Raw genomic sequence first — 19,996 nt, 5'->3', positions numbered from 1 at the left:
GGCTCCCGGCCCAGGCCCCGAGCAGGCACAGGCCGGCGATGAATGCGTTGGCTCTCATGTCAGGAACCCAGACCCACGACGGATGGCGTTGCGTCACCGAACACGAGCAGGTGTAGGGTTCGAGGATTAACGGGGGCTCCCCGGCGCGAGGCCGCCGCCGGGCGATCGGCCCGGACGCTCGTCGGCGTTCCTCCAGCCTTAACGGTCCGGAAATCGGGCATCCCGGATCGATTCGGTCGCGGATTGACCCGGATGCCCGGCTCATCCCCGAGGCGGCACGGGCCGGACCGACGATGTCCGGACGATCGCGTCCGGGGCGGGCCCCTGGATCCGGCTGCACCGGGAGCATGGCGCCCGCCTCGCCCGGCGCCTTGCTTTTGCATCATTTTGCCTGCCCATGCTGGCGGTGACGCGAGGGGCCGCGCCGGGCTCCGCACGATGATGCATGAGGTCGCAAGCCTTGACCGTCTCCTTGCCCTACTCCCTGGATCGCCTCGGCTATGCCCGGAGCCTGCTCGAGCGCCACTCCGCCGAGCGCAGCGGCCCGACCCCGACCCTGGCGGAGACGCCCGACGCGAGCCTTCTCCTGTTCTGCGGCGACGTGCCGGTGCTGCGGGTGACCGAGGGCGGCGCCACCTGCCTCCTGTCGCGCGAGGACGCGGCGCGCGCCGGCCCGCATTCGCCCGAGCTTTTCCTCGGCCGGGTCGGCGGCCGGCCGGCCTTCGCCGGCGCGCTGCCGGCGGATGCGGCGGCGCTCTTCTCTGGCGATCCCGCCTACCGGGTGCTCGACGCCCGCGCCGTCGCGACCGAGGGGGCGGTGCCGGCGCCCGAGATGGGGGTGATGGCCACCGCCAAGTCGCTGCTCGGCTGGCACGCCCGGCACGGCTTCTGCGCCAATTGCGGGAACGCCACCACGCTCTCCTGCGGCGGCTTCCGGCGCGACTGCGCGTCCTGCGGCACCGAGCACTTCCCGCGCACCGATCCGGTGGTGATCATGCTGGTGACGCACGGCGACCGTTGCCTCCTCGGGCGCCAGGCCCGGTTCGCGCCCGGCGTCTATTCTGCCTCGCCGGCTTCCTCGAGCCCGGCGAGACCATCGAGGACGCGGTGCGGCGCGAGACCTTCGAGGAGGCCGGCGTGCGGGTCGGCGCGGTGCGCTACCACCTCTCGCAGCCCTGGCCGTTCCCGTCCTCGCTGATGATCGGCTGCGAGGGCGAGGCGGAAGGCGACGCCCTGGTGCTCGACCGGACCGAGCTGGAGGATGCCCGCTGGTTCACCCGCGCCGAGGTGCGGCAGATGCTGGAGCGCCACCACCCCGACGGCCTGATGACCCCGCCGCCGATGGCGATCGCCCACGCCCTGGTGCGCACCTTCGCGGAGCGGTGACGATGGCGCGCTTCGCGGGCATCATCCCCTACCTCGTCACCCCGCTCGACGCCGAGGGGCGGATCGAGGCCGGGGTGATGGCGACGCTCTGCGACGACCTGATCGCGGCCGGCGTGCACGGCCTGACGCCGCTCGGCTCGACCGGCGAGTTCGCCTATCTCGACGAGGCGCAGAAGCGCGAGAGCGTGGCGGCGGTGGTGGCCGCCGCCGCCGGCCGGGTGCCGGTCCTGCGGGCGTCGCCTCGACGGCGATCCGCGGCGCGGTGGCGCAGGCGAAGGCCTGCCGGGCGGCGGGGGCGGACGGCATCGTGCTGATCCTCGATGCCTACTTCCCGCTCCCGAGGCGGAGGTCGAGCGCTACTTCCTGTCCGTCGCCGACGCCACCGACCTGCCGATCATCCTCTACACCAACCCGAACTTCCAGCGCGCCGACCTGTCGGTCGCCTCGATCGCGCGGCTGTCCCGCCACCCGAACATCGTCGGGATCAAGGACGCCTCGACCAATACCGGGCGCCTGCTCTCCATCATCAACCGCGTCGGCGACGATCTCGACGTCTTCGCCGCCTCCTCGCACATCGCCGAGCGTGATGATGCTCGGCGGCAAGGGCTGGTTCGCGGTCCTGCCTGCGTCATCCCGCGGGAATGCCTGGCGCTGTACCGGTTGTGCCGGGAGGACGGTGGCCGGAGGCGGTGGCGCTGCAGAAGCGGGTCTGGGCCTTCAACGAGGTCTTCGCCCGCTACAATCTCGCGGCCTGCGTCAAGGCGGCGCTCCAGATGCAGGGCTACGCCGTCGGCGATCCGGTGCCGCCGCAGAGCCCCGGCCTCGCCCGAGGCCCGCGCGGCCATCGCGGCGGCGCTCGCCGCGGTCACCGGCCCGGACATCACCGGCCCGGACATCACCGACCCAGACATCAGCGACCAGACATCAGCGACCCAGACATCACCGACCCAGACTTGGCGTCGCACACCTGAGACACCCGGCCGTGTAGGACGGCCGCATCCACCCGTTCGAGGAACCGTTCGTCATGACCACCGACACCGCCCGCGCCGCCGCATCCCGCCGCGACGCCGCCCTCGCGATCGCCCGCGCCGCCGGCGAGACGGCGCTCGGCTTCTTCAACGCCCGCGACGAGCTGGTGATCGAGCAGAAGAGCGGCGCGCAGGACCTCGTCTCGCAGGCCGACCGCGAGGTCGAGCTCTTGATCCGTGCCCGCATCGCGGAGGCGTTTCCGGAGGACGGGGTGATCGGCGAGGAGCACGACCCGGTCCCGAGCCGGTCGGGCTATACCTGGGTCGTCGATCCGATCGACGGCACCAGCCCGTTCCTCAACGGCCAGCCGAACTGGTGCGTGTCGATCGGCGTGCGCGGCCCCGAGGGCTGGTCGCCGGCGTGATCGAGGCGCCGGTCCTGCGCGAGACCTATGCGGGCTTGGTGGGCGAGGGCGCGACCGTGAACGGCCGCCCCCTGCGCATCGACCCGGGACGGTGCTCACCTCGGCCAATATCGGCTTCGGCGCGACCCAGAAGACCCCGGCCGCGGAAGCCGCCGCCTTCGTGCACGCCTCTACACCGAGGGCGGCGTGCTGTTTCGCAACGGCTCGGGCGCCTGATGCTCGCCTACGTCGCCGCCGGGCGGCTCGCCGGCTACTACGATCCCGGCCTCAATTCCTGGGATTGCTATGCCGGCCTGCTTGGTGCGCGAGGCCGGCGGCGTCGCCGAGTATCTCGGCTCCGACGACATGCTCACCGGCGGGCTGCTCTATGCCGGCACGCGAGCGGTGGTGGCGGACCTGCGCCGGCTGGCCGAGGCGTCGCGGCGGGTGTGAGGGGCGGGTCCTGTCGGCGGCTGGCCGAGGCGTCGCGGCGGGGGTGAGGGGCGGGTCCTGTCGGCGGATGCAAGATGTCCATCGACAGGATTGCCATCCTCCCTATCATTCCGGGGACGCGCCGCGGAACCCGGAATCCAGAACCGCGGATGGTTCAGATAAGGGCGGACAGCGTTCCGCTTGATCCTCTCCCACCTGAGTGTCTGGATTCCGGGCTCCGCTGCGCGGCCCCGGCATGACGGGAGGGTGTGGAATCGACCGGAGCACAGTCGCCGAGTGCCAAGGCACGGGGGTTCAGACCGCCCCGGCGATCACCCCGCCACCGCGACCACCCCCGCGAGCGGAGCCAGCCACAGCAGCGCCCGCGGCCGGTACGACTGGACGACGATCAGCACGAGGCCTGCCCCGACCAGCGACCCGAGCCAGTCGACCGGGCCGAAATTCCAGCCCTCGCCCCGGACGGCGGCGGCGAGCGACAGGGCGATCAGTCCCCAACCGGGGTGCGGAAGGCGCGTGCGCGGGCCGGTCCGGCGGGCGCGACCAGACCGCCTGATGGTGCCGGGCCATGGAGAGGCACAGGGCGGCGAGCCCGAGGAAGCTGAGCCCTGAGCCGACGAGGAGCGTCATGCCCGCCCCAACCGCGCTGCGGCCGCGGAGTCCTCCGCCATCCGGCGCGCCGGCGCGGGGCGGCGAAGCGGTCGACCTTGTGCGCGACGAGGGCGAAACCGGCCGCGACGGCGAGGAGGACGGCGTCGAAGCCGAGGAACCAGAGGGCATCGTCCCACAGCGCCCGGCGGTCGCGAGATCGGCGAGCACGGCCGCCACGAACAGGGCGGCCACGAGGCCGAGCGCCCCGCGCCAGGCCCGGCGCGGCGCCGGCCACGCGCCGGTGAGGGTCACGGCGATCCAGGCGCCGAAGAACACCCCGACCTCCCATTCCGCCCGGGCCCCGAGGCCGAGGGGCAGCAGCCGGTTCGCCAGGAAGTAGGCGGCGATGCCCGCCGGCAGGCCCGTGATCGTGCCGAGATTGAGGCGTGGACGAGGCGCCAGCCCCACCCCGGCGCGATCCCGGCGCGCGGCAGCCGCGCCACGGTCCAGAGCACCAGCCCGCTTGCCACCATCGCGCAGCCGAGCAGCCCGCACAGGACGAACAGCAGCCGCAAGGCGCCCCGGCGAAATGCGCCTCGTGCAGGCCGACCATCGTGGTGAAGGTCTTGGCCGCCGGCCGCAAGCCCCCCGACAGCACCTCGACGACCGCGCCGCTGGTGCCCGCGAAGGCGACCTGCGGGTGCTCGTGCGAGAGGCCGTGCGGCTCCTCGAACACCGCCACCACGGTGGCATTCGCATCGCGCGGTTGGCGATGGTGAGCCGCTCCAGGGGCTGGGGAAGCGTCGCGAGCGCCCGGGCGACCATCGGCCCGACCGGGGCGAGGGTGCCGGGCTCGCCCGCGGCCGGGCGGTTTCTCGTGATCTGCCCGGTCTCGGCGAAGTAGGCGAATTGATCGCCGTGATAGGCCGCCGTGACGCCCCAGGGCATGTACATCAGCGCGAGCGTCACCACGCCCGTATAGGTGATCAGGTGGAACGGCAGCGCCAGCACGCCGCTGACGTTGTGGCGTCGAGCCAGCCGCGCTGCGCCGCCTTGTCCCGGCGCAGGGTGAAGAAATCCGAAAAAATGCGCCGGTGGGTGACGACGCCGCTGACCAGCGCCACCAGCATCACCATGGCGCAGATCCCGACGATCCAGCGGCCCCAGAGCGGCGGCAGATTCAGCTCGAAGTGGAAGCGGTAGAAGAAATCACCGCCCCGCGTCGCCCGCATCGAAGCCGGCCGCCGGTCGCCGGATCGAGGAGGACGTGGCCCGGCGGCGTGCCCGGGCGATTGCGCCAGAACAGCTCGACGAGGGGCCGCTCCGGGGTCGGCAGGCCGATGAACCAGGTCCGGGCGTGCCCCGCACGGGCCTCGAGAGATGCGCCACCGCGCGCTCGGCCGCCACCGCCAGGGCCTCGGGGGTGATCGTGGCCTCCCGCCGCAGCTCCGGCTGCATCCAGCGCGAGATCTCGGCCCGGTAATAGGTCGCGGTGCCGGTGACGAAGACGGCGAACAGCACCCAGCCGACGACGAGGCCGGACCAGGTGTGCAGCCAGGCCATGGACTGGCGAAAGCCCCGTTTCATGACGATGATCCCGTGGCGAGCCAGAGGGCGGCCCCGAGCACCAGGGCGAGGACCCCGACGATGACGGCGGCCCGCCCGACCGAGCGGGCCGCGAAGACCGCGACCACGATCCCCACCATGACGGCGAAGCTGAGAAGCGTCGCCGTCGTCACGGCCTCCGCCCGCGGCATCGGCAGGACCAGCGACAGGAGGGCGGTGGCGAGGGCCGCGATCGCGTAGCCCCCGCCGGCGGCGAGGACGACGCGGCCGGCCACCGCCGCGCGGGTCGAGAAGGGGAGGCTCATGGTCTCACCAGCGGTAGCGCAGGGTCGCGTAGACCGTGCGCGGCAGGCCGACATAGCAGCCGGCGTAGGAGAGGCAGCCACTCACGACCCGCTCGTCGAGGAGGTTCTGGGCGTTGACCTGAAGGTCGAAGCCGGTGAGCTTCGGGTCGAGATGCTTGAGGTCGTAGCGCGCCACCGCGTCGACGAGCACGCTCTCGGGCACCCGCAGGCTGTTGGCCGCGTCGCCCCAGGAGCCGCCGAGGTAGCGGAATCCCCCGCCGAGGCTCAGGCCCAGCAGCGGGCCGGACTGGACCGTGTAGTCGACGAACAGCGAGGCGGTGCGGTCCGGGATCTGGACGGGGCGCAGGCCCACGATCGGCACGGTCTGGCCGGTGGCCTGGTTGAAGGTCGTGGTGGTGTCGCGGGTGTTGCGCACGTCGAGGAAGGAGACGCCGCCGATCAGGTTCAGCCCCTCGGCGAGCGTCGCGCGGGCCTCGAACTCGACCCCCTGCACGCCGATCTCGCCGGTCTGCAGGTTGAAGCCCGGATTGGCCGGGTCCGGCGTCAGGGTGTTCGAGCGCTTGATGTCGAAGGCCGCCGCGGTGAGCAGGATGTCGGTGCCCGGCGGCTGATACTTGATCCCGGCCTCGTACTGGCGGCTCGAGATCGGGTCGGGGATGCGGCCGGTCGAGCCGAAGGCCTGATCGAAGATGCGCCCGCCGGTGATCGGCTCGAACGCCTCGCTGTAGGAGACGTAGGGCGCGATGCCCTCGTCGAAGCGGTAGAGCAGGCTCGCCCGGTAGGTCGTCGCGTCGGAGGGCACGTCCTGGAACGCCACGGCGCCGGTGGCGAGCGTCCGGGTCGGCCCGCTCTGGCGGGCGACGTCGTAGCGCCCGCCGAGCGTCAGGACCAGGCGGTCGAACTTGATCTGGTCCTGGAGATAGACGCCGGTCTGCTGCGCGGTGAGGCGCGCATTGGTGGTGTAGGGCGGCACCGGGATCGTCATGTCGTAGTTCGGCGCCAGCAGGTTCAGGTCGGGCGCGGCCGGGAAGGCGGAGGACAGGGTGCGGGTCTTGATCGTCTGGTGGTCGACGCCGAGGAGCGCGGTGTGGGCGAAGGGACCGGTGTCGAACTTCGCCTCGAAGTAGTTGTCGATCGTGTAGGCGTCGATCGCCACGTCGGTGGCGATGCGCGAGCGGTTGAGCAGGGGGCCGGTGGTGAGCGGGCTCGGCGTGGCGATGCCGTTGGTGAGGAACGTCGAGTAGACGCTGCGATACTGCCCTTCGGTGCGCAGGAAGCGGCCCGAGGAGTGGAAGCGGAAGGTGTCGTCGAAGCGGTGATCGAGGATGTAGGTCACCGCGGCTTGCGTGCGGTCCGACTTCTCGAAGTTGCGGTCGCCATCGTAGAAATCGACCGGCAGGCGCCCGACGATGCCGTTGCCGAAATTGCGCGGAAACAGCGTGCCGTAGGCCGGGAAGCCGCCGTAGAAGCCGGAGAACGGGTCGCGCTGGTAGAGGCCGAGCACGGTGAGCGAGGTGTCGGCGGATGGCCGCCAGGTCACGCTCGGCTGGATGAAGGCGCGCTCGACCCGCGTCGTCACCGCCGGTCCGTCGCCGTTCCAGCCCGAGGCCGTCACCCGGTAGGCGAATTGCTCGGTGCCCGGCACGGTGGTCTCGGAGGTGATCGGCCCGCCGACGTCGACGCCGCCCCGGACCTCGCTGAAGCCGCCGCCCTGGAGGAAGACCTCGCCGTGGCGGACGAATTGCGGCATCTTCGACGTCAGGTTGACGATGCCGCCGGGGCCCGACTGGCCGTAGAGCACGGAGGCCGGGCCCTTGACGATGTCGATGCGCTCGATCCGGTAGGATCGACCGACGGGAAGGCGTCGCGGGAGGTCGGCAGGCGCATCCCGTCGAGGAGAGCGGCGCGGAGAAGCCGCGGATCAGGAATTGCTCCAGTCGGGTCTGGCCGGCGCCGCCGCGCTGCTCGGTCGTCACGCTCGGGCTGTAGCGCAGGGCCTGGTTGATGGTGAGCGCGTTCTGGTCCTCGATCTGCTCGCGGCCGATCACGGTGATCGATTGCGCGGTCTCGAGGATCGGCGTGTCGGTCTTGGTCGCCACCACGCTGCGCGAGGCGACGTAGCCGGGCACCGCCGGCCTGCGTCCCGCGGCGGTCGCCGCGATCGGGCGGGCGCCCTCGATGTTGATCGTGTCGAGGGCGATCTCGGCCCCGTCCTGGGCCCGCGCCCCGCGGCGAGACCGGCCGACAGCACCACGCCCGACAGGAGCGACCGGGTCAGCCGACGCCCGCGAGCGAGAGGGGATAAGCGCGACGCGACGACGGGACGGGCATGACGAAGATCCAGGGCGAGCGGGAACGCTGACCGCGGCCGACAACACCATGAACAGGACACGGGGCCGCGGCTGGAAACCGAATGGCAAAATCGCTGAGCGCTAACAAGGACTATGTTTTATAGCTATTACAATGAGAGCATCGAGGAATTTCTATGGAGATGCGATGCGTTGATCTATGGAGATCATCGCTCGGTCCGGCCGCGCTTGTGCGAAGTACCCGGGAGGAGAGACGTGGATCGTGGCGCCGGCCGGCCGGCAAAGGCGAAACGCCGACGCAGGGTCAGGCGTGGTCCGGGCGGATACGCCTAGGCCGAAAGACATAGGTATCGCCGTGGCGAAGCTCGGATGATCCTTCGCAGCGGAACCCGGTGTGCGATGCGGCGGTGCTTCGCGCGCCATCCGAGCCTGTGGAGGAGCGGGCACGATGCGACGTGCCCCGCAGGGTTTCCGTCTGCGTCCTGTCGATGGCAGCGAAGCGCAGGCTTGCCCCTCTCCCGGACAGCCCTGCGCCCGGGGCGAGGAGAGGCCTGCGCCTCTTCCTGCTCCGGGCGGCCTCGCGCCCCGCGCTCACCGGATCAGGTTGCTCTTCGCCAGCTCGATGATCTCGTCGCCGCGGCCGTTCATCACCGCGCGCATCACGTAGAGGCTGAAGCCCTTCACCTGCTCGGCCTGGATCCGGGGCGGCATGGCGAGTTCCTGGCGGTTCGTCACCACGTCGAGGAGGGCGGGGCCGTCATGGGCCAGCATCTCGGCGAGCGCCCCCTCCAGCTCGCCCGGATCCTCGACCCGGCGACCGTGCAGGCCGGCGGCGCGGGCGATGGCCGAGAAGTCGGGGTTCTGGAGCGCGACGCCGGTCTCGAGGTAGCCGGCGGCCTTCATCTCCATCTCGACGAAGCCGAGCGTGCCGTTGTTGAACACCACCACCTTCACCGGCAGCTTCTCCTGCACCAGGGTGAGGAGGTCGCCCATCAGCATGGTGAAGCCGCCGTCGCCCGCGAGCGCGATCACCTGCCGGCCCGGCAACGCGGCCTGGAGCCCGATCGCGTGCGCCATGGCGTTCGCCATCGAGCCGTGCGCCCAGGAGCCGACGAGCCGCCGGCCCGGCGTCATCGTCAGGTAGCGCGCCGCCCAGATCGTCGGCGTGCCGACATCGGCGGTGAACACGGCGTCGGGCGCCGCCGCCTCGCTGACCCGCTTGGTCAGGTATTGCGGGTGGACCGGCTTGCGGCCGGGCTTGCCGGTGGCGAGGTCGTCGAGGCCCTCGCGGGCCTTGGCGTAATGCTTCAGGCAGCGATCGAGATGGGCCGAATCGCGGTTGCCCTTCAGCCGCGGCAGCAGGCCGGCGATCGTCACCGCGACGTCGCCGACGAGGCCGAGATCGAGCCGGCAGCGGCGGCCGAGATTCTCCGGCCGGATGTCGACCTGCGCGATCCTCGCCTTCTCGGGATAGAACTGGCGGTAGGGAAAGTCGGTGCCGAGCATGAGCAGGGCGTCGCAGGCCTCCATCGCGGCGTAGCCGGAGGAGAAGCCGATCAGCCCGGTCATGCCGACGTCGTAGGGGTTGTCGCTCTCGACGTGCTCCTTGCCGCCGAGCGCGTGCACCACCGGCGCCTGCAGCGCCTCGGCGAGCTGGATCACCTGGTCGCGCGCCCCGGCGCAGCCGCGGCCGCAGAACAGCGTCACCTTCTGCGATCCGTTGAGGAGGTCGGCGAGCGCATCGAGCTCGCCGGCGAGCGGCAGGACGATCGGCGGCTTCGGAGCCAGCGTCGCGGGCGCGGCGAGCGCCCGCTCCGGCGCCTCCTTCAGGGCGACGTCGCCCGGGATCACCACCACCGACACGCCGCCCTTTCCGATCGCCGTGCGGATCGCGATCTCGAGGACGAACGGCAGCTGGGCCGGATCGGAGACCAGCTCGCAATAATGGCTGCACTCCCGGAACAGCGCCTCCGGATGGGTGGCCTGGAAGTAGTTGGTGCCGATCTCGGCCGAGGGGATGTGGGCGGCGATCGCCAGCACCGGCGTGCGCGAGCGGTGGGCGTCGTAGAGGCCGTTGATGAGGTGGAGGTGGCCGGGGCCGCAGGAGCCGGCGCAGACCGCGAGCCCGCCCGTCCCCTGCGAGTCGGCGGAGGCCGCGAAGGCCGCCACCTCCTCGTGGCGCACATGCACCCAGCGGATGTTTCCCCGCGCCCGGATCGCCTCGGTGAGGCCGTTCAGGCTGTCGCCGACGACGCCGTAGACGCGCTCCACGCCGGCATGTTCCAGGGTCTCGATGCAGAGATCGGCGATGGTACGGCCCGTCATGACAAGCTCCTGCGCGCTGCGCCGCCGCGGCTCGGCCGCGGCGGGAAAGGAAAAGTCTCTCGTCGAGGCGCCCCACCCCGAAGCCGGATCTAGGGCGCGTTCGCCGAAAGGGGACGCGCGGCGGTGGGAGCGGGTCGGGTCCGGGGCGGGCCGGAAGCCGGTCGGTCGAGACGGCCTAAGCCATGTCGCCGAAGCAAAGGCAGGCGTTTCGTCCGGCTTCGTCAAGAGATGACAAAAAGCAAGGGCCCGAAAAGAAAAAAGGCCACTCTTGCGAGCGGCCCGAAGTCTAGGGAGGAAACGCCCAAGAGGGCTGGCAAGTCCGCGACGCCATCGCGTCCTTGCGTGAGTCATGTATCCCATGCTTTTCCGCAGTGCACAATCCGGTGTCTCGCGCGGGGTGCCATGCGTCCGGCGCATGAGGCGCGGTCAGGCCGGGCCGATCTCGAACTCCATCCCGCGCCCGGGCCCCTGATCGGCGTAGTCGACGAGCGTATAGCCGCGCTCCGACAGGGCCGCCTCCAGGTCGTCGCGGTGGCGGCGGAACATCTGCCCGATCGCCAGCGGCGTCAGGCGCGGGCTCGCGCGCCGGAGTTCATCGACGCCGACCTGAACCGGCGCGCCGTCCCGGTCCGCGATCCGGATCAGGATCGCGGCCAGTTCTGCCGCCTTGGTCTCGGCCGCGGATTTCGCCTTGAAGGCCATGGTCCTCTCCTCGTTGCCAAGCAGATTTCGCGAAAGGGGTGCCGGCTTTGCGACGAAAATCTGCTGAAACAAAAGCCTAAGCGGACGAAGCGTTCGCCCGCCAACGCAAGTCTGCTGAGCATCGCCCGACTGTGCTCGCGCGGGTGATGCTCCGGTGATGCCGCGTCGTCTTCGATCGTGCCGCGCCGTCCGCGCGGAAGAGGGCGTCAGCCGCCGCTGATCTGCTCGGCGAAATCCTCGGGATCTCGCCGAAGGTGCCGAGGATCGTCACGCTCTCGAGTTCGCCGGTCTCGTCGTCCGCCACGATCCGCAGGGCCGCCGCCCCCGGCATCCGGCCGGCGATCGCCTCGGCGCGCTTGAGCGCCCCGCTCTCCGTCGGCGCGACGTCCCGCGCGCCCGGCCGCAACCGCTTCCGGTGCACCTCGAACGTCTGCACCATGAAGGTCGTCCGCATCGCCATCCCGTCTCTCCCGTCGCCGTCCCGCGACCCCGAATCCGGCCTCAAGCGCGACCGTAAGCCGCCGGCCCGCCTGTTCTTTTTTCGTTCTAGACCATCGGCCGGCCCGGCTCCACCGCACTCTCGTCGCGGCCGGGGCGGCGCGGATCAAGTCGTCCGGGTATGCAGGATGGACTGGCGCGACCGGAAAATGTTGCCCGAGCGCGGCGATCCCCCGCCCGCGGGCCCGACCGCGCCCGATCCGATTGCCAACTAAAGGTTAGCCTTAACAGATTGTTCAATGCCCCTGCGATAACAAGAGCCGTCGCGCGACCGAGTGGATCCCGGACACGAGCGGGGCCGGGGATCCAGGGTTGCAGACATGCAGCATCGATGTGCAAGGGCTCGTGACGGCTCTGCTTCGCTCTTCTGAGCGCGAAGTCTGATCACCGCACGTTCTGGAGGCTATCTGTCGCCATGTTCAGTGCGTATGGTCGTCCGAGCCCGTTGCTGCGCCGCGAACTTCTGGCGACGACGGCCCTGACGGTCGGTCTCGGCGTCGCTCTTGCGACCGGGGCCCAGGCGCAGACAAGTTCCTACGTCGCGGGCGACAACGCGTCGGCGGGCACCAACAACGCCACGGCGGTCGGCCCGAAAGCGTCGGCCGGCGGCGCCGAGTCCTTCGCGGGCGGGTACAGCGCGAACGCTCCCGGCGGCGGGGCGGTGGCAATCGGCTCCGGGACGAACGCGCAATCGTCGAGCAACGACCAAGGCTACCTCAACTTCCGCGACGCCAACGGCGTCGCCATCCCGGGTGTCGGGAGCGATCCGAACGCCTTCGACTCCATGAGCAACCCGGTCAGTTCGGCGCGAAACGGCATCCTTCCGGGCGATGCGACACCGCCCTCGGGCACCGCGGTCGGAAAGCAGTCGCTGGTCGGCAGGGGTGGCGGAGTCGCAGTCGGCTACAGGAACTCCGCCGGGACCTTCCTGAGTTCGGACGGGGTCCACTACTTCAATTCGACCGCCGTCGGCTCCTACAACGAGGCCGATGGGTCGTACAGCGTCGCGATCGGTTCCAACAACAAGGCCGTGGGCCGCTCGTCCATGGCGCTCGGCACGAACAACCTCACGAAGGGCGACGTCGCGGTCGCTCTGGGCCGGCAATCCTATGCGATCGGCCCCTATTCCTTCGCCCAGGGCTTCGTCGCCAGCGCCTATGGCCCCGACGGAATCGCGATCGGCCGCCTCTCGGCCGCGGGCGAGGCCGGCAACGACGGCTCGGGCACCGGCTCGTCCGCGAGCAACGTCGCGATCGGCGACAATTCCGCCGCGTCCGGCGGCGGCGCGCTGGCGCTCGGCAGCCAGGCGAAGGCGACGAGCGCCAACGCCGTCGCGCTCGGCAGCGGCGCCTCCGCGGCCAACACCCGCTCGGTCGCGATCGGCGCCGGCTCCTCGGCCCTGCGCGGCGCGATCTCGGCGAACGAGGTCTTTTCCGGCGTCGCGCTGGGCGCGGGCAACGCCGAGTTCTCGGTGGGCGCGGCGGGCGCCGAGCGCCAGATCACCAACGTCGCCGGCGCCACGCGGGCGACCGACGCGGTGAATCTGCGCCAGCTGCGCATGGTCGGCGACAGCCTGGCGGGCTCGCTCGGGGGCGGCTTCGATGCCGCGACCGGCGCCTACGCCGCGCCGAGCTTCGGCTATGGCGGCGTCCCCTACGCCAAGGCGACGGAGGCCGTCCAGGCGATCGACACCTTCGCGCTCCGCTACGACCGCGACGGGAGCGGCACCCGGCTGCCCGGCATCGACCTGACCCGCGGCGGCGCGGTCGGCGCCGCCGTGTCGATCACCGGGCTCGCCCCGGCCACGGTCGACAGCGGCGCCGTCGCCCTGTCGCAGATGCCGTTGCGCTATTCCACCGCCGCGAGCCCCACCACCGCCAACCCGGCCGTGCCCTCGAACGACGTCACCCTCGTCGGCGCGACGGGGGCCGCCCGGTCGGGCTGCACAACGTCGCGCCCGGCGACATCACCGCCGCCGCCTCGACCGATGCGGTCAACGGCGGGCAGCTCTACGCGACGAACCAGCGGGTGCAGGGCAACACCGCCGGCCTGTCCAGCCTGACGACCGGCCTTGCCGACGCACGGTCGGCCTGGTGCAGCAGGATCCGACGAGCCGCACCCTCACGGTCGGCAAGTCCACCGACGGCACCCTCGTCGATGTCACCGGTACGCAGGGCGACCGCCGCCTCACCGGCCTCGCCTCCGGCCTCCGCGACAACGACGCGGTGGCCTTCCGGCAGCTGCGCGCCACCGGCACCGCCCTCGGCGGCGGGGCGGCCTACGATCCCGTCACCGGCGCCTTCACGGCGCCGAGCTACGGCGTCGGCGGGCGCAGCTACGGCGATGTGGGTTCGGCCCTCGCGGCGTCCAACAACCTCGCGGTGCAGTACGTGCCGGATGCCGCGGGCAGCCCGACCGGCACCGTCGATCTCGCCAAGGGCGGAACGAGCCCGGTGGCGCTCCGCGGCGTCAGCGCCGGGCGGCTCGCCGCCGGCTCGACCGACGCGGTCAACGGCGGCCAGCTCTATGCGACGAACCAGCAGGTGGCGGGCAACACCGCCGGCCTGTCCAGCCTGAGCACCGGCCTCGCCGACGGGACGGTCGGCCTCGTCCAGCAGGACGCGACGAGCCGCACCCTCACGGTCGGCAAGAGCACCGACGGCACGCTCGTCGACCTCGCCGGCACGCAAGGCACCCGCCGCCTCGCCGGCCTCTCGGCGGGCCTCCTCGACAGCGATGCTGCGACGGTCGGGCAACTGCGCCTCTCCGGCAGCGCCTTCACCACCGGCCTCGGCGGCGGGGCGGCCTACGATCCGGTCACCGGCGCCTTCACGGCGCCGAGCTACAGCGTCGGCGGGCGCAGCTACGCCGATGTCGGCGGCGCGCTCGCGGCGACGAACAATCTGGCGGTGCAGTACGTGGCGGATGCGGCGGGCAACCCGACCGGGACGGTCGATCTCGCCAAGGGCGGAACGAGCCCGGTGGCCCTGCGCGGCGTCGCGGCGGGGCGACTCGCCGCCGGCTCGACCGACGCGATCAACGGCGACCAGCTCTACCAGACCAACCAGCAGGTCGCCGGCAATGCGGCCGGCCTCGCGGCGACTGCCGGCGGTCTCGCCGACCTGCGCCAGGGCGTCGTGACCGGCAGCATCGGCCTCGTCCGGCAGGATCCGGCGAGCCGCGCGCTCACGGTCGGCGCCGGGACCGACGGCGTGCTCGTCGACCTCACGAACGGCGCCGGCGCGGCCCGTACGCTCACCGGCGTCGCCCCCGGCCGGGTCGCATCGGGCTCCCGCGACGCCGTGAACGGCACCCAACTCTACGACCTGAGCCAGCGCGTCGACAGCAATGGCGCGGCCGGCTCCGCCTTCCAGACTGCGGTGGCCGCCGGCACGATCGGCCTCGTCCGGCAGGATCCGGCGAGCGGCGACATCACGGTCGGCGCCGCGACGCCGGGCACCCGCGTCTCCCTGCGCAACGGCGCCGGCGACGTGCGCCTCCTCACCGGGCTCGGGGCCGGCACCCTCGCGGCGACCTCGACCGACGCGGTGACCGGCGCCCAGCTCTACGACACCAACCAGCGCGTCGCCGGCAACACCGCCGCCCTCGCGGCGAATACGGCCGGTCTCGGCGACCTGCGCCAGGGCGTGCAGGCCGGCACGGTCGGCCTCGTCCAGCAGGACGCGGCGAGCCGCACCCTCACGGTGGGAAAAACCACCGACGGCACGCTCGTCGACCTCGCCGGTACCCAAGGCACCCGCCGCCTCGCCGGCCTCTCGGCGGGCCTCCTCGACAGCGACGCCGCGACCCTCGGGCAGCTGCGCCTTTCCGGCAGCGCCCTCACCACCGGCCTCGGCGGCGGGGCGGCCTACGATCCGGTCACCGGCGCCTTCACGGCACCGAGCTACAGCGTCGGCGGGCGCAGCTACGGCAATGTCGGCGGCGCGCTCGCGGCGACGAACAATCTGGCGGTGCAGTACGTGGCGGATGCGGTGGGCAACCCGACCGGCGCGGTCGATCTCGCCAGGGGCGGAACGAGCCCGGTGGCTTTGCGCGGCGTGGCGGCGGGGCGGCTTGCCGCCGGCTCGACCGACGCGGTGAACGGCGACCAGCTGTTCTCGACCAACCAGCAGGTCGCGGGTTTGAGCGGCGGGATCGCCGCCGGCACGATCGGGCTGCTGCGGCAGGATCAGGCGACCGGGGCGCTCAGCATCGCGGCCACGACCGGCGGCACCAGCCTCAGCCTCGTCAACGCCTCGGGCGATGCGCGGACCGTCACCGGCGTCGCCCCCGGGCGGCTGGCGGCGGGCTCGACCGAGGCCGTCAACGGCAGCCAACTCTCCGCCACCAACCAGCAGGTCGCGCGCAACGCGACCGACATCGCGGCCAATGCCAACGGCCTGTCCAGCCTGAGCACCGGCCTCGCCAACGGCGTGGTCGGCCTGGTGCAGCAGGATCCGGCGAGCCGCACCCTCACGGTCGGCAAGTCCACCGACGGCACGCTGGTCGACCTCACCGGCACCCAAGGCACCCGCCGCCTCGCCGGCCTCTCGGCGGGCCTCCTCGACAGCGATGCTGCGACCCTCGGGCAGCTGCGCCTCTCCGGCAGCGCCCTCGCCACGGGCCTCGGCGGTGGCGTAGCCTACGATCCGGTCACCGGCGCCTTCACCGCCCCGAGCTACAGCGTCGGCGGGCGCAGCTACGCCGATGTCGGCGGCGCGCTCGCGGCGACGAACAATCTCGCGGTGCAGTACGTGGCGGATGCGGCGGGCAACCCGACCGGGACGGTCGATCTCGCCAGGGGCGGATCGAGCCCGGTCGCCGTGCGCGGCGTGGCGGCGGGGCGGCTCGCCGCCGGCTCGACCGACGCGGTCAACGGCGGCCAGCTCTCCGCCACCAACCAGCAGGTTGCGTCTTTGAGCGGCGGGATCGCCGCCGGCACGATCGGGCTGCTGCGGCAGGATCAGGCGACCGGGGCCCTCAGCATCGCCGCCATGACCGGCGGCACCAGCCTCAGCCTCGTCAACGTCGCGGGCGACGCACGGACCGTCACCGGCGTCGCCGCCGGCCGCCTTGCTGCCGGCTCGACCGAGGCCGTCAATGGCGGCCAGCTCTACCAGACCAACCAGCAGGTCGCGACGCTCGACACGGCGATCCAGCAGGGCACGCTCGGCCTCGTCCGGCAGGACCCGGCCTCCCGCGGCCTCACCGTCGGCGCCGGCACCGACGGCACCACGGTCGCCTTCGCCGACCGCGCCGGTGCGGCCCGCACGCTCACCGGGATCGGCGCCGGCCGGATCGCCGCCGGCAGCCAGGAGGGCGTCAATGGCGGCCAGATCTACGGCGTCACCGCCTCTCTCGCCACTGCCCTCGGGGGCGGGGCGGGGGTCGCCGCCGACGGACGCTGACCCTGCCGCGCTTCACGGTGCAGGGCGGCACCTACGACTCGGTCGGCGGTGCGCTCGGCAGCCTCGACGCGGCGGTGACCAGCCTCAACACCAGCGGCAGCCGCTACGTCGCGGTCAACAGCACTGGGCCGGCCGCCCAGGCCAAGGGCGCCGACACGGTGGCGATCGGCCCGGGCGCCGTCGCGGGCGCCGGCCGCGGCGTGGCGCTCGGCGCCGGCGCGGTAGCGAGCCGGGCCGGCCTGAACGGCGCCACCGAGGCGTTCTCCGGCGTCGCGGTCGCCTCGAACCAGGGCGCCGTCTCCGTCGGCGATGCCGGCGCCGAGCGGCAGATCACCAACGTCGCCGGCGGCACGCAGGACACCGACGCGGTCAACCTCCGGCAGCTGCGGGCGGTCGGCCGCGGCTTCGCCGGGGCGCTGGGCGGCGGGGCGGGTTATTCCGCCGACGGCACCCTCACGGCGCCGTCCTATGCGATCGGCGGGCAGACCTATGCCAGCGTCGGCGCGGCCCTCGGCGCCGTCGACACCTTCGGCGCGCGCTACGACGTCGATCCGGCGACCGGCGGGCGCGGCCAGTCGATGACGCTGGCGGGCGGCGACCCGAACCAGCCGGTGCTGATCCGCAACGTCGCCGGCGGCCTCCTGCCGAACGACGCGGCGAATCTCGGTCAGGTGACCCAGGCCGCCGCGCAGGCGCGGGCGGACGCCAACGCCTATACCGACCGCAGCGTCGCCGCCGCCTCGGCCGCGGCCAACGCCTATACCGATACCGCGGTGGCGCCGCTCCAGCGCCAGATGACCGCCTTCGGCAGCCAGCTCGCGGACCTGAACCGCCAGGTCGGCGAGGTGCGCGGCGAGGCCCGGCGCGCGGCGGCGATCGGCCTCGCGGCGGCGGCCCTGCGCTTCGACGACCGGCCCGGCAAGCTCAGCGTCGCGGCGGGCGGCGGGGTCTGGCGCGGCGAGGGCGCGGCCTCCTTCGGCCTCGGCTACACCCTGCCGGACGGCTGGGCGCGGGTGAACGCCACGGGCGTGGCTGCCGGCCGCGACTTCGGCGTCGGCGCCGGCGCGAGCTTCACGCTGAACTGAGGCGCGGGAGCTTGCGTCGCGCCGGCACCCGGATCGGACGGAAGCCGGGCCGCTCCAGCGGCCCGGCCGCCCTCGTCGCGGCCCTCCTGCTGCTCGCCCCGGGGCCGGCGGCGGCGCAGCTGCGCGGCAGTCTCGGCGAAAGGCCGGAGGAGGTGCCGGCGGCGACCGGGTCCGTCGCGCCGGCCGAGCGAGCCGTCGAGCAGCCTCCCGCCTTCGCGATCAAGCCGGTCGCCGGTGCGCCGGCCAGGCCCGGGTGCGGCGGGTGATCGAGACCTTCGGCGGCTGGACGCTGATCTGCGACGAGGAGAAGCGGCGGCGCATCTGCAACGCCTCGCAATCGATCGTCACCGCCGCGGGCGGGCTCGCCTTCAGCTGGTCGCTCGCCGCGACGAAGGGCGGCGAGCCGGTGTTCGTCCTGCGCGCCCCGGTCTCCGGCTTTCCGGCCCGCACCGTCACGCTCGACGTCGCCGGCCAGGAGACGGTGATCCGTCTGCCGAACTGCGACGCCGCCCTCTGCGTCGGCTTCCTGCCCCTCGACGCCGCGCTCGTGCGCCAGATCAAGGCCCGCGCCGGGGTGACCATCCGCTACCGCGTGCGGGAGGGGGGCGATCCGGTGGCGATCGCCGCCTCCCTCGACGGGCTCGGGGCGGCCATCGGCAGCATCCGCTGACGCACCCGGTCCCCGGCGCGGCCCCGGCCCGCCGGGGCGCGGGACTCCCACCCTTGCGCCACGGCCCAGGCTGCACCAAAGCGGGTCCGCCGGCGCCTCGCCCGGTTCCGGCGCTTTCCCGATGCAGGCCGTCCTCAACGCCGCCCTCCCCATCTTCGCGCTGATCCTGGCGGGCTTCCTGTCCGGCCGCACCGCCCTGTTCGGGCCGGCCGCCGCCGACAGCCTGAACCGCTTCGCGATCTACCTCGCCCTGCCGGCGCTGATGTTCGGCGCGATGGCGAAGATCACGCCGGACCAGGTCGCCCAGGTCGGGTTCGCGGCGGCCTTCGCGGGCGGCATCGCGGCGGCCTTCGCGGTGGCCTACGGGCTCGGGCGCGGGCGCTCCTTGCGCAGCGCCCAGGCCTGCATCGAGGGGCTGGATGCCGGCTACAGCAATGTCGGCTTCATGGGCATCCCGCTCTGCCTGCTGGTGTTCGGGCCCGCGAGCCTGCCGGCGGCGGTGATCACGACCTTGTTCACCGCCTGCGTGCTGTTCCTGTTCGCGATCGTGCTGATCGAGCTCGACCTCCAGAAGGGGGCGGGATCCGGCACCGCCCGCAAGGTGGCGCTGGCGCTCCTGCGCAACCCGCTTCTGATCGCGCCGCTCGCCGGCCTCACGATCGGGCTCACCGGCCTCTCCGTGCCCGGCCCGGTCGAACGCTTCACCGCGCTCCTCGGCGGCGCGGCCTCGCCCTGCGCCCTCGTCTGCATCGGGCTGTTCCTGGCGCAGGAGCGGGTGGTGCTCTCCGACATCCGGCCGATGGCGGCGCTCGTCGTCCTCAAGCTGGTGCTGCAGCCGGCGGTGACGGCCCTCCTCGTCTACAAGGTCTTCGCGGTGCCCGACCTGTGGGCGCGGGCGGCGGTACTGCTCAGCGCCCTGCCGATCGGTTCCGGGCCGTTCACGCTGGCCAAGCTCTACGGGCTCGAGGCCGGCGTGACCTCGGGGGCGATCCTGCTCTCGCACGTCGCCTCGGTGGTCACCGTGTCGCTGCTCGTCGCCTGGCTCGCCTGATACGGCGCGATCGATGATGGTCGTCAGGTCCGCGCAGGCAAGGCCGCACCATCGAACGGATCGGGATCGCGAACCAATCGCTTGAGCCGGCAGCGCGTCCGCGGGATTGACGCGAGACGGATCGCGCGTTCGTCTCGGACGCGGCGAGATCGAGGCGGCGCCCGCGGTCCGGAATCCGTTCATGCCGCAGCGGAGTCGCCCCGTTGCGCGGAGATGGTTTCGGAATTTACGACGACGATGCTGCGTGGTCGGCGCTTAATCGAATCTTGAATGTTGAC

At 72.5% G+C, this 19,996-nt stretch carries 14 protein-coding genes and 4 pseudogenes; 11 read left to right on the top strand and 7 right to left on the bottom strand.

Annotated elements, in window-relative coordinates; translation table 11 throughout:
• Positions 1-445 precede the first annotated feature (445 nt).
• From nudC to DK412_RS31555, 5 genes and pseudogenes are all read left to right on the top strand, one after another.
• A pseudogene (gene nudC / locus DK412_RS14295) lies at positions 446-1,386 on the top strand (NAD(+) diphosphatase).
• A 2-nt stretch (positions 1,387-1,388) separates the two neighbouring features.
• A pseudogene (locus DK412_RS30205) lies at positions 1,389-2,244 on the top strand (dihydrodipicolinate synthase family protein); the annotation flags it as partial.
• Positions 2,245-2,410: 166 nt separating this feature from the next.
• A complete protein-coding gene (locus DK412_RS30985; protein WP_245572004.1) occupies positions 2,411-2,779 on the top strand; it encodes an inositol monophosphatase family protein in 369 nt (122 codons plus the stop codon).
• A 285-nt stretch (positions 2,780-3,064) separates the two neighbouring features.
• On the top strand, positions 3,065-3,211 hold the full coding sequence (locus tag DK412_RS30980; RefSeq protein WP_245572003.1) for a hypothetical protein: 147 nt from the start codon (positions 3,065-3,067) through the stop codon (positions 3,209-3,211).
• Between the two features lie 1,177 nt (positions 3,212-4,388).
• Positions 4,389-4,703: a hypothetical protein gene (locus DK412_RS31555; RefSeq protein WP_245447657.1), complete on the top strand. Its 315-nt coding sequence runs from the start codon at positions 4,389-4,391 to the stop codon at positions 4,701-4,703.
• A gap of 82 nt (positions 4,704-4,785) precedes the next feature.
• On the opposite strand, the gene DK412_RS31550 is transcribed toward DK412_RS31555, so the two are convergent.
• The 7 genes and pseudogenes from DK412_RS31550 to DK412_RS14245 all read right to left on the bottom strand — a co-directional run bounded on the left by DK412_RS31550 (position 4,786) and on the right by DK412_RS14245 (position 11,466).
• Positions 4,786-5,100, bottom strand: coding sequence for a PepSY-associated TM helix domain-containing protein (locus DK412_RS31550; protein WP_348629401.1), 315 nt, complete (start codon positions 5,098-5,100; stop codon positions 4,786-4,788).
• On the bottom strand, positions 5,009-5,386 hold the full coding sequence (locus DK412_RS31545) for a PepSY-associated TM helix domain-containing protein (protein WP_348629393.1): 378 nt from the start codon (positions 5,384-5,386) through the stop codon (positions 5,009-5,011). Before DK412_RS31545 ends, DK412_RS31550 begins: the two co-directional genes overlap by 92 nt.
• Positions 5,383-5,670 carry an iron transporter gene (locus DK412_RS14265; protein WP_109972484.1) on the bottom strand — a complete coding sequence of 96 codons (288 nt, stop codon included), beginning with the start codon at positions 5,668-5,670 and terminating at the stop codon, positions 5,383-5,385. Before DK412_RS14265 ends, DK412_RS31545 begins: the two co-directional genes overlap by 4 nt.
• A 4-nt stretch (positions 5,671-5,674) precedes the next feature.
• Positions 5,675-7,856: pseudogene (locus DK412_RS14260) on the bottom strand (TonB-dependent siderophore receptor).
• 714 nt (positions 7,857-8,570) lie between these two features.
• Complete coding sequence (gene poxB, locus DK412_RS14255) at positions 8,571-10,304, bottom strand: ubiquinone-dependent pyruvate dehydrogenase (protein ID WP_109972483.1); 1,734 nt, start codon at positions 10,302-10,304, stop codon at positions 8,571-8,573.
• Positions 10,305-10,730: 426 nt separating this feature from the next.
• Positions 10,731-11,006, bottom strand: a complete 276-nt coding sequence (locus DK412_RS14250) for an adenylosuccinate synthase (protein WP_109972482.1) — start codon at positions 11,004-11,006, stop codon at positions 10,731-10,733.
• Positions 11,007-11,212: 206 nt separating this feature from the next.
• A pseudogene (locus DK412_RS14245) lies at positions 11,213-11,466 on the bottom strand (hypothetical protein).
• Between the two features lie 483 nt (positions 11,467-11,949).
• On the opposite strand from DK412_RS14245, the gene DK412_RS14240 reads away from it, so the two are divergent.
• From DK412_RS14240 to DK412_RS14215, 6 genes are all read left to right on the top strand, one after another.
• Positions 11,950-13,566 carry a hypothetical protein gene (locus DK412_RS14240; protein ID WP_162596202.1) on the top strand — a complete coding sequence of 539 codons (1,617 nt, stop codon included), beginning with the start codon at positions 11,950-11,952 and terminating at the stop codon, positions 13,564-13,566.
• A 31-nt stretch (positions 13,567-13,597) separates the two neighbouring features.
• On the top strand, positions 13,598-16,912 hold the full coding sequence (locus DK412_RS14235) for a hypothetical protein (protein ID WP_109972480.1): 3,315 nt from the start codon (positions 13,598-13,600) through the stop codon (positions 16,910-16,912).
• A 17-nt stretch (positions 16,913-16,929) separates the two neighbouring features.
• A complete protein-coding gene (locus tag DK412_RS14230) occupies positions 16,930-17,997 on the top strand; it encodes a YadA-like family protein (protein WP_109972479.1) in 1,068 nt (355 codons plus the stop codon).
• An 11-nt stretch (positions 17,998-18,008) separates the two neighbouring features.
• Positions 18,009-18,263, top strand: a complete 255-nt coding sequence (locus DK412_RS14225; protein ID WP_109972478.1) for a hypothetical protein — start codon at positions 18,009-18,011, stop codon at positions 18,261-18,263.
• Positions 18,260-18,667: an invasion associated locus B family protein gene (locus DK412_RS14220; protein ID WP_162596201.1), complete on the top strand. Its 408-nt coding sequence runs from the start codon at positions 18,260-18,262 to the stop codon at positions 18,665-18,667. The genes DK412_RS14225 and DK412_RS14220 overlap by 4 nt, the downstream gene beginning before the upstream one ends.
• Before the next feature lie 121 nt (positions 18,668-18,788).
• Positions 18,789-19,718 (top strand): AEC family transporter, encoded by a 930-nt coding sequence (locus tag DK412_RS14215; protein ID WP_109972476.1) that lies wholly within the window; start codon positions 18,789-18,791, stop codon positions 19,716-19,718.
• Positions 19,719-19,996: the final 278 nt, after the last annotated feature.

This window comes from Methylobacterium sp. 17Sr1-1 (assembly GCF_003173775.1).
Classification (GTDB): Bacteria; Pseudomonadota; Alphaproteobacteria; order Rhizobiales; family Beijerinckiaceae; genus Methylobacterium.
This window is presented reverse-complemented; position numbering and strand designations above follow the sequence as displayed.

Bases quoted from the DNA above. Each gene is read 5' to 3' on its own strand.
- DK412_RS31545 (WP_348629393.1), bottom strand. From the start codon at position 5,386: ATGAAACGGGGCTTTCGCCAGTCCATGGCCTGGCTGCACACCTGGTCC.
- poxB (WP_109972483.1), bottom strand. From the start codon at position 10,304: ATGACGGGCCGTACCATCGCCGATCTCTGCATCGAGACCCTGGAACAT.
- DK412_RS14215 (WP_109972476.1), top strand. From the start codon at position 18,789: ATGCAGGCCGTCCTCAACGCCGCCCTCCCCATCTTCGCGCTGATCCTG.
- DK412_RS14265 (WP_109972484.1), bottom strand. From the start codon at position 5,670: ATGAGCCTCCCCTTCTCGACCCGCGCGGCGGTGGCCGGCCGCGTCGTC.
- DK412_RS30985 (WP_245572004.1), top strand. From the start codon at position 2,411: ATGACCACCGACACCGCCCGCGCCGCCGCATCCCGCCGCGACGCCGCC.
- DK412_RS30980 (WP_245572003.1), top strand. From the start codon at position 3,065: ATGCCGGCCTGCTTGGTGCGCGAGGCCGGCGGCGTCGCCGAGTATCTC.
- DK412_RS14250 (WP_109972482.1), bottom strand. From the start codon at position 11,006: ATGGCCTTCAAGGCGAAATCCGCGGCCGAGACCAAGGCGGCAGAACTG.
- DK412_RS31555 (WP_245447657.1), top strand. From the start codon at position 4,389: ATGCGCCTCGTGCAGGCCGACCATCGTGGTGAAGGTCTTGGCCGCCGG.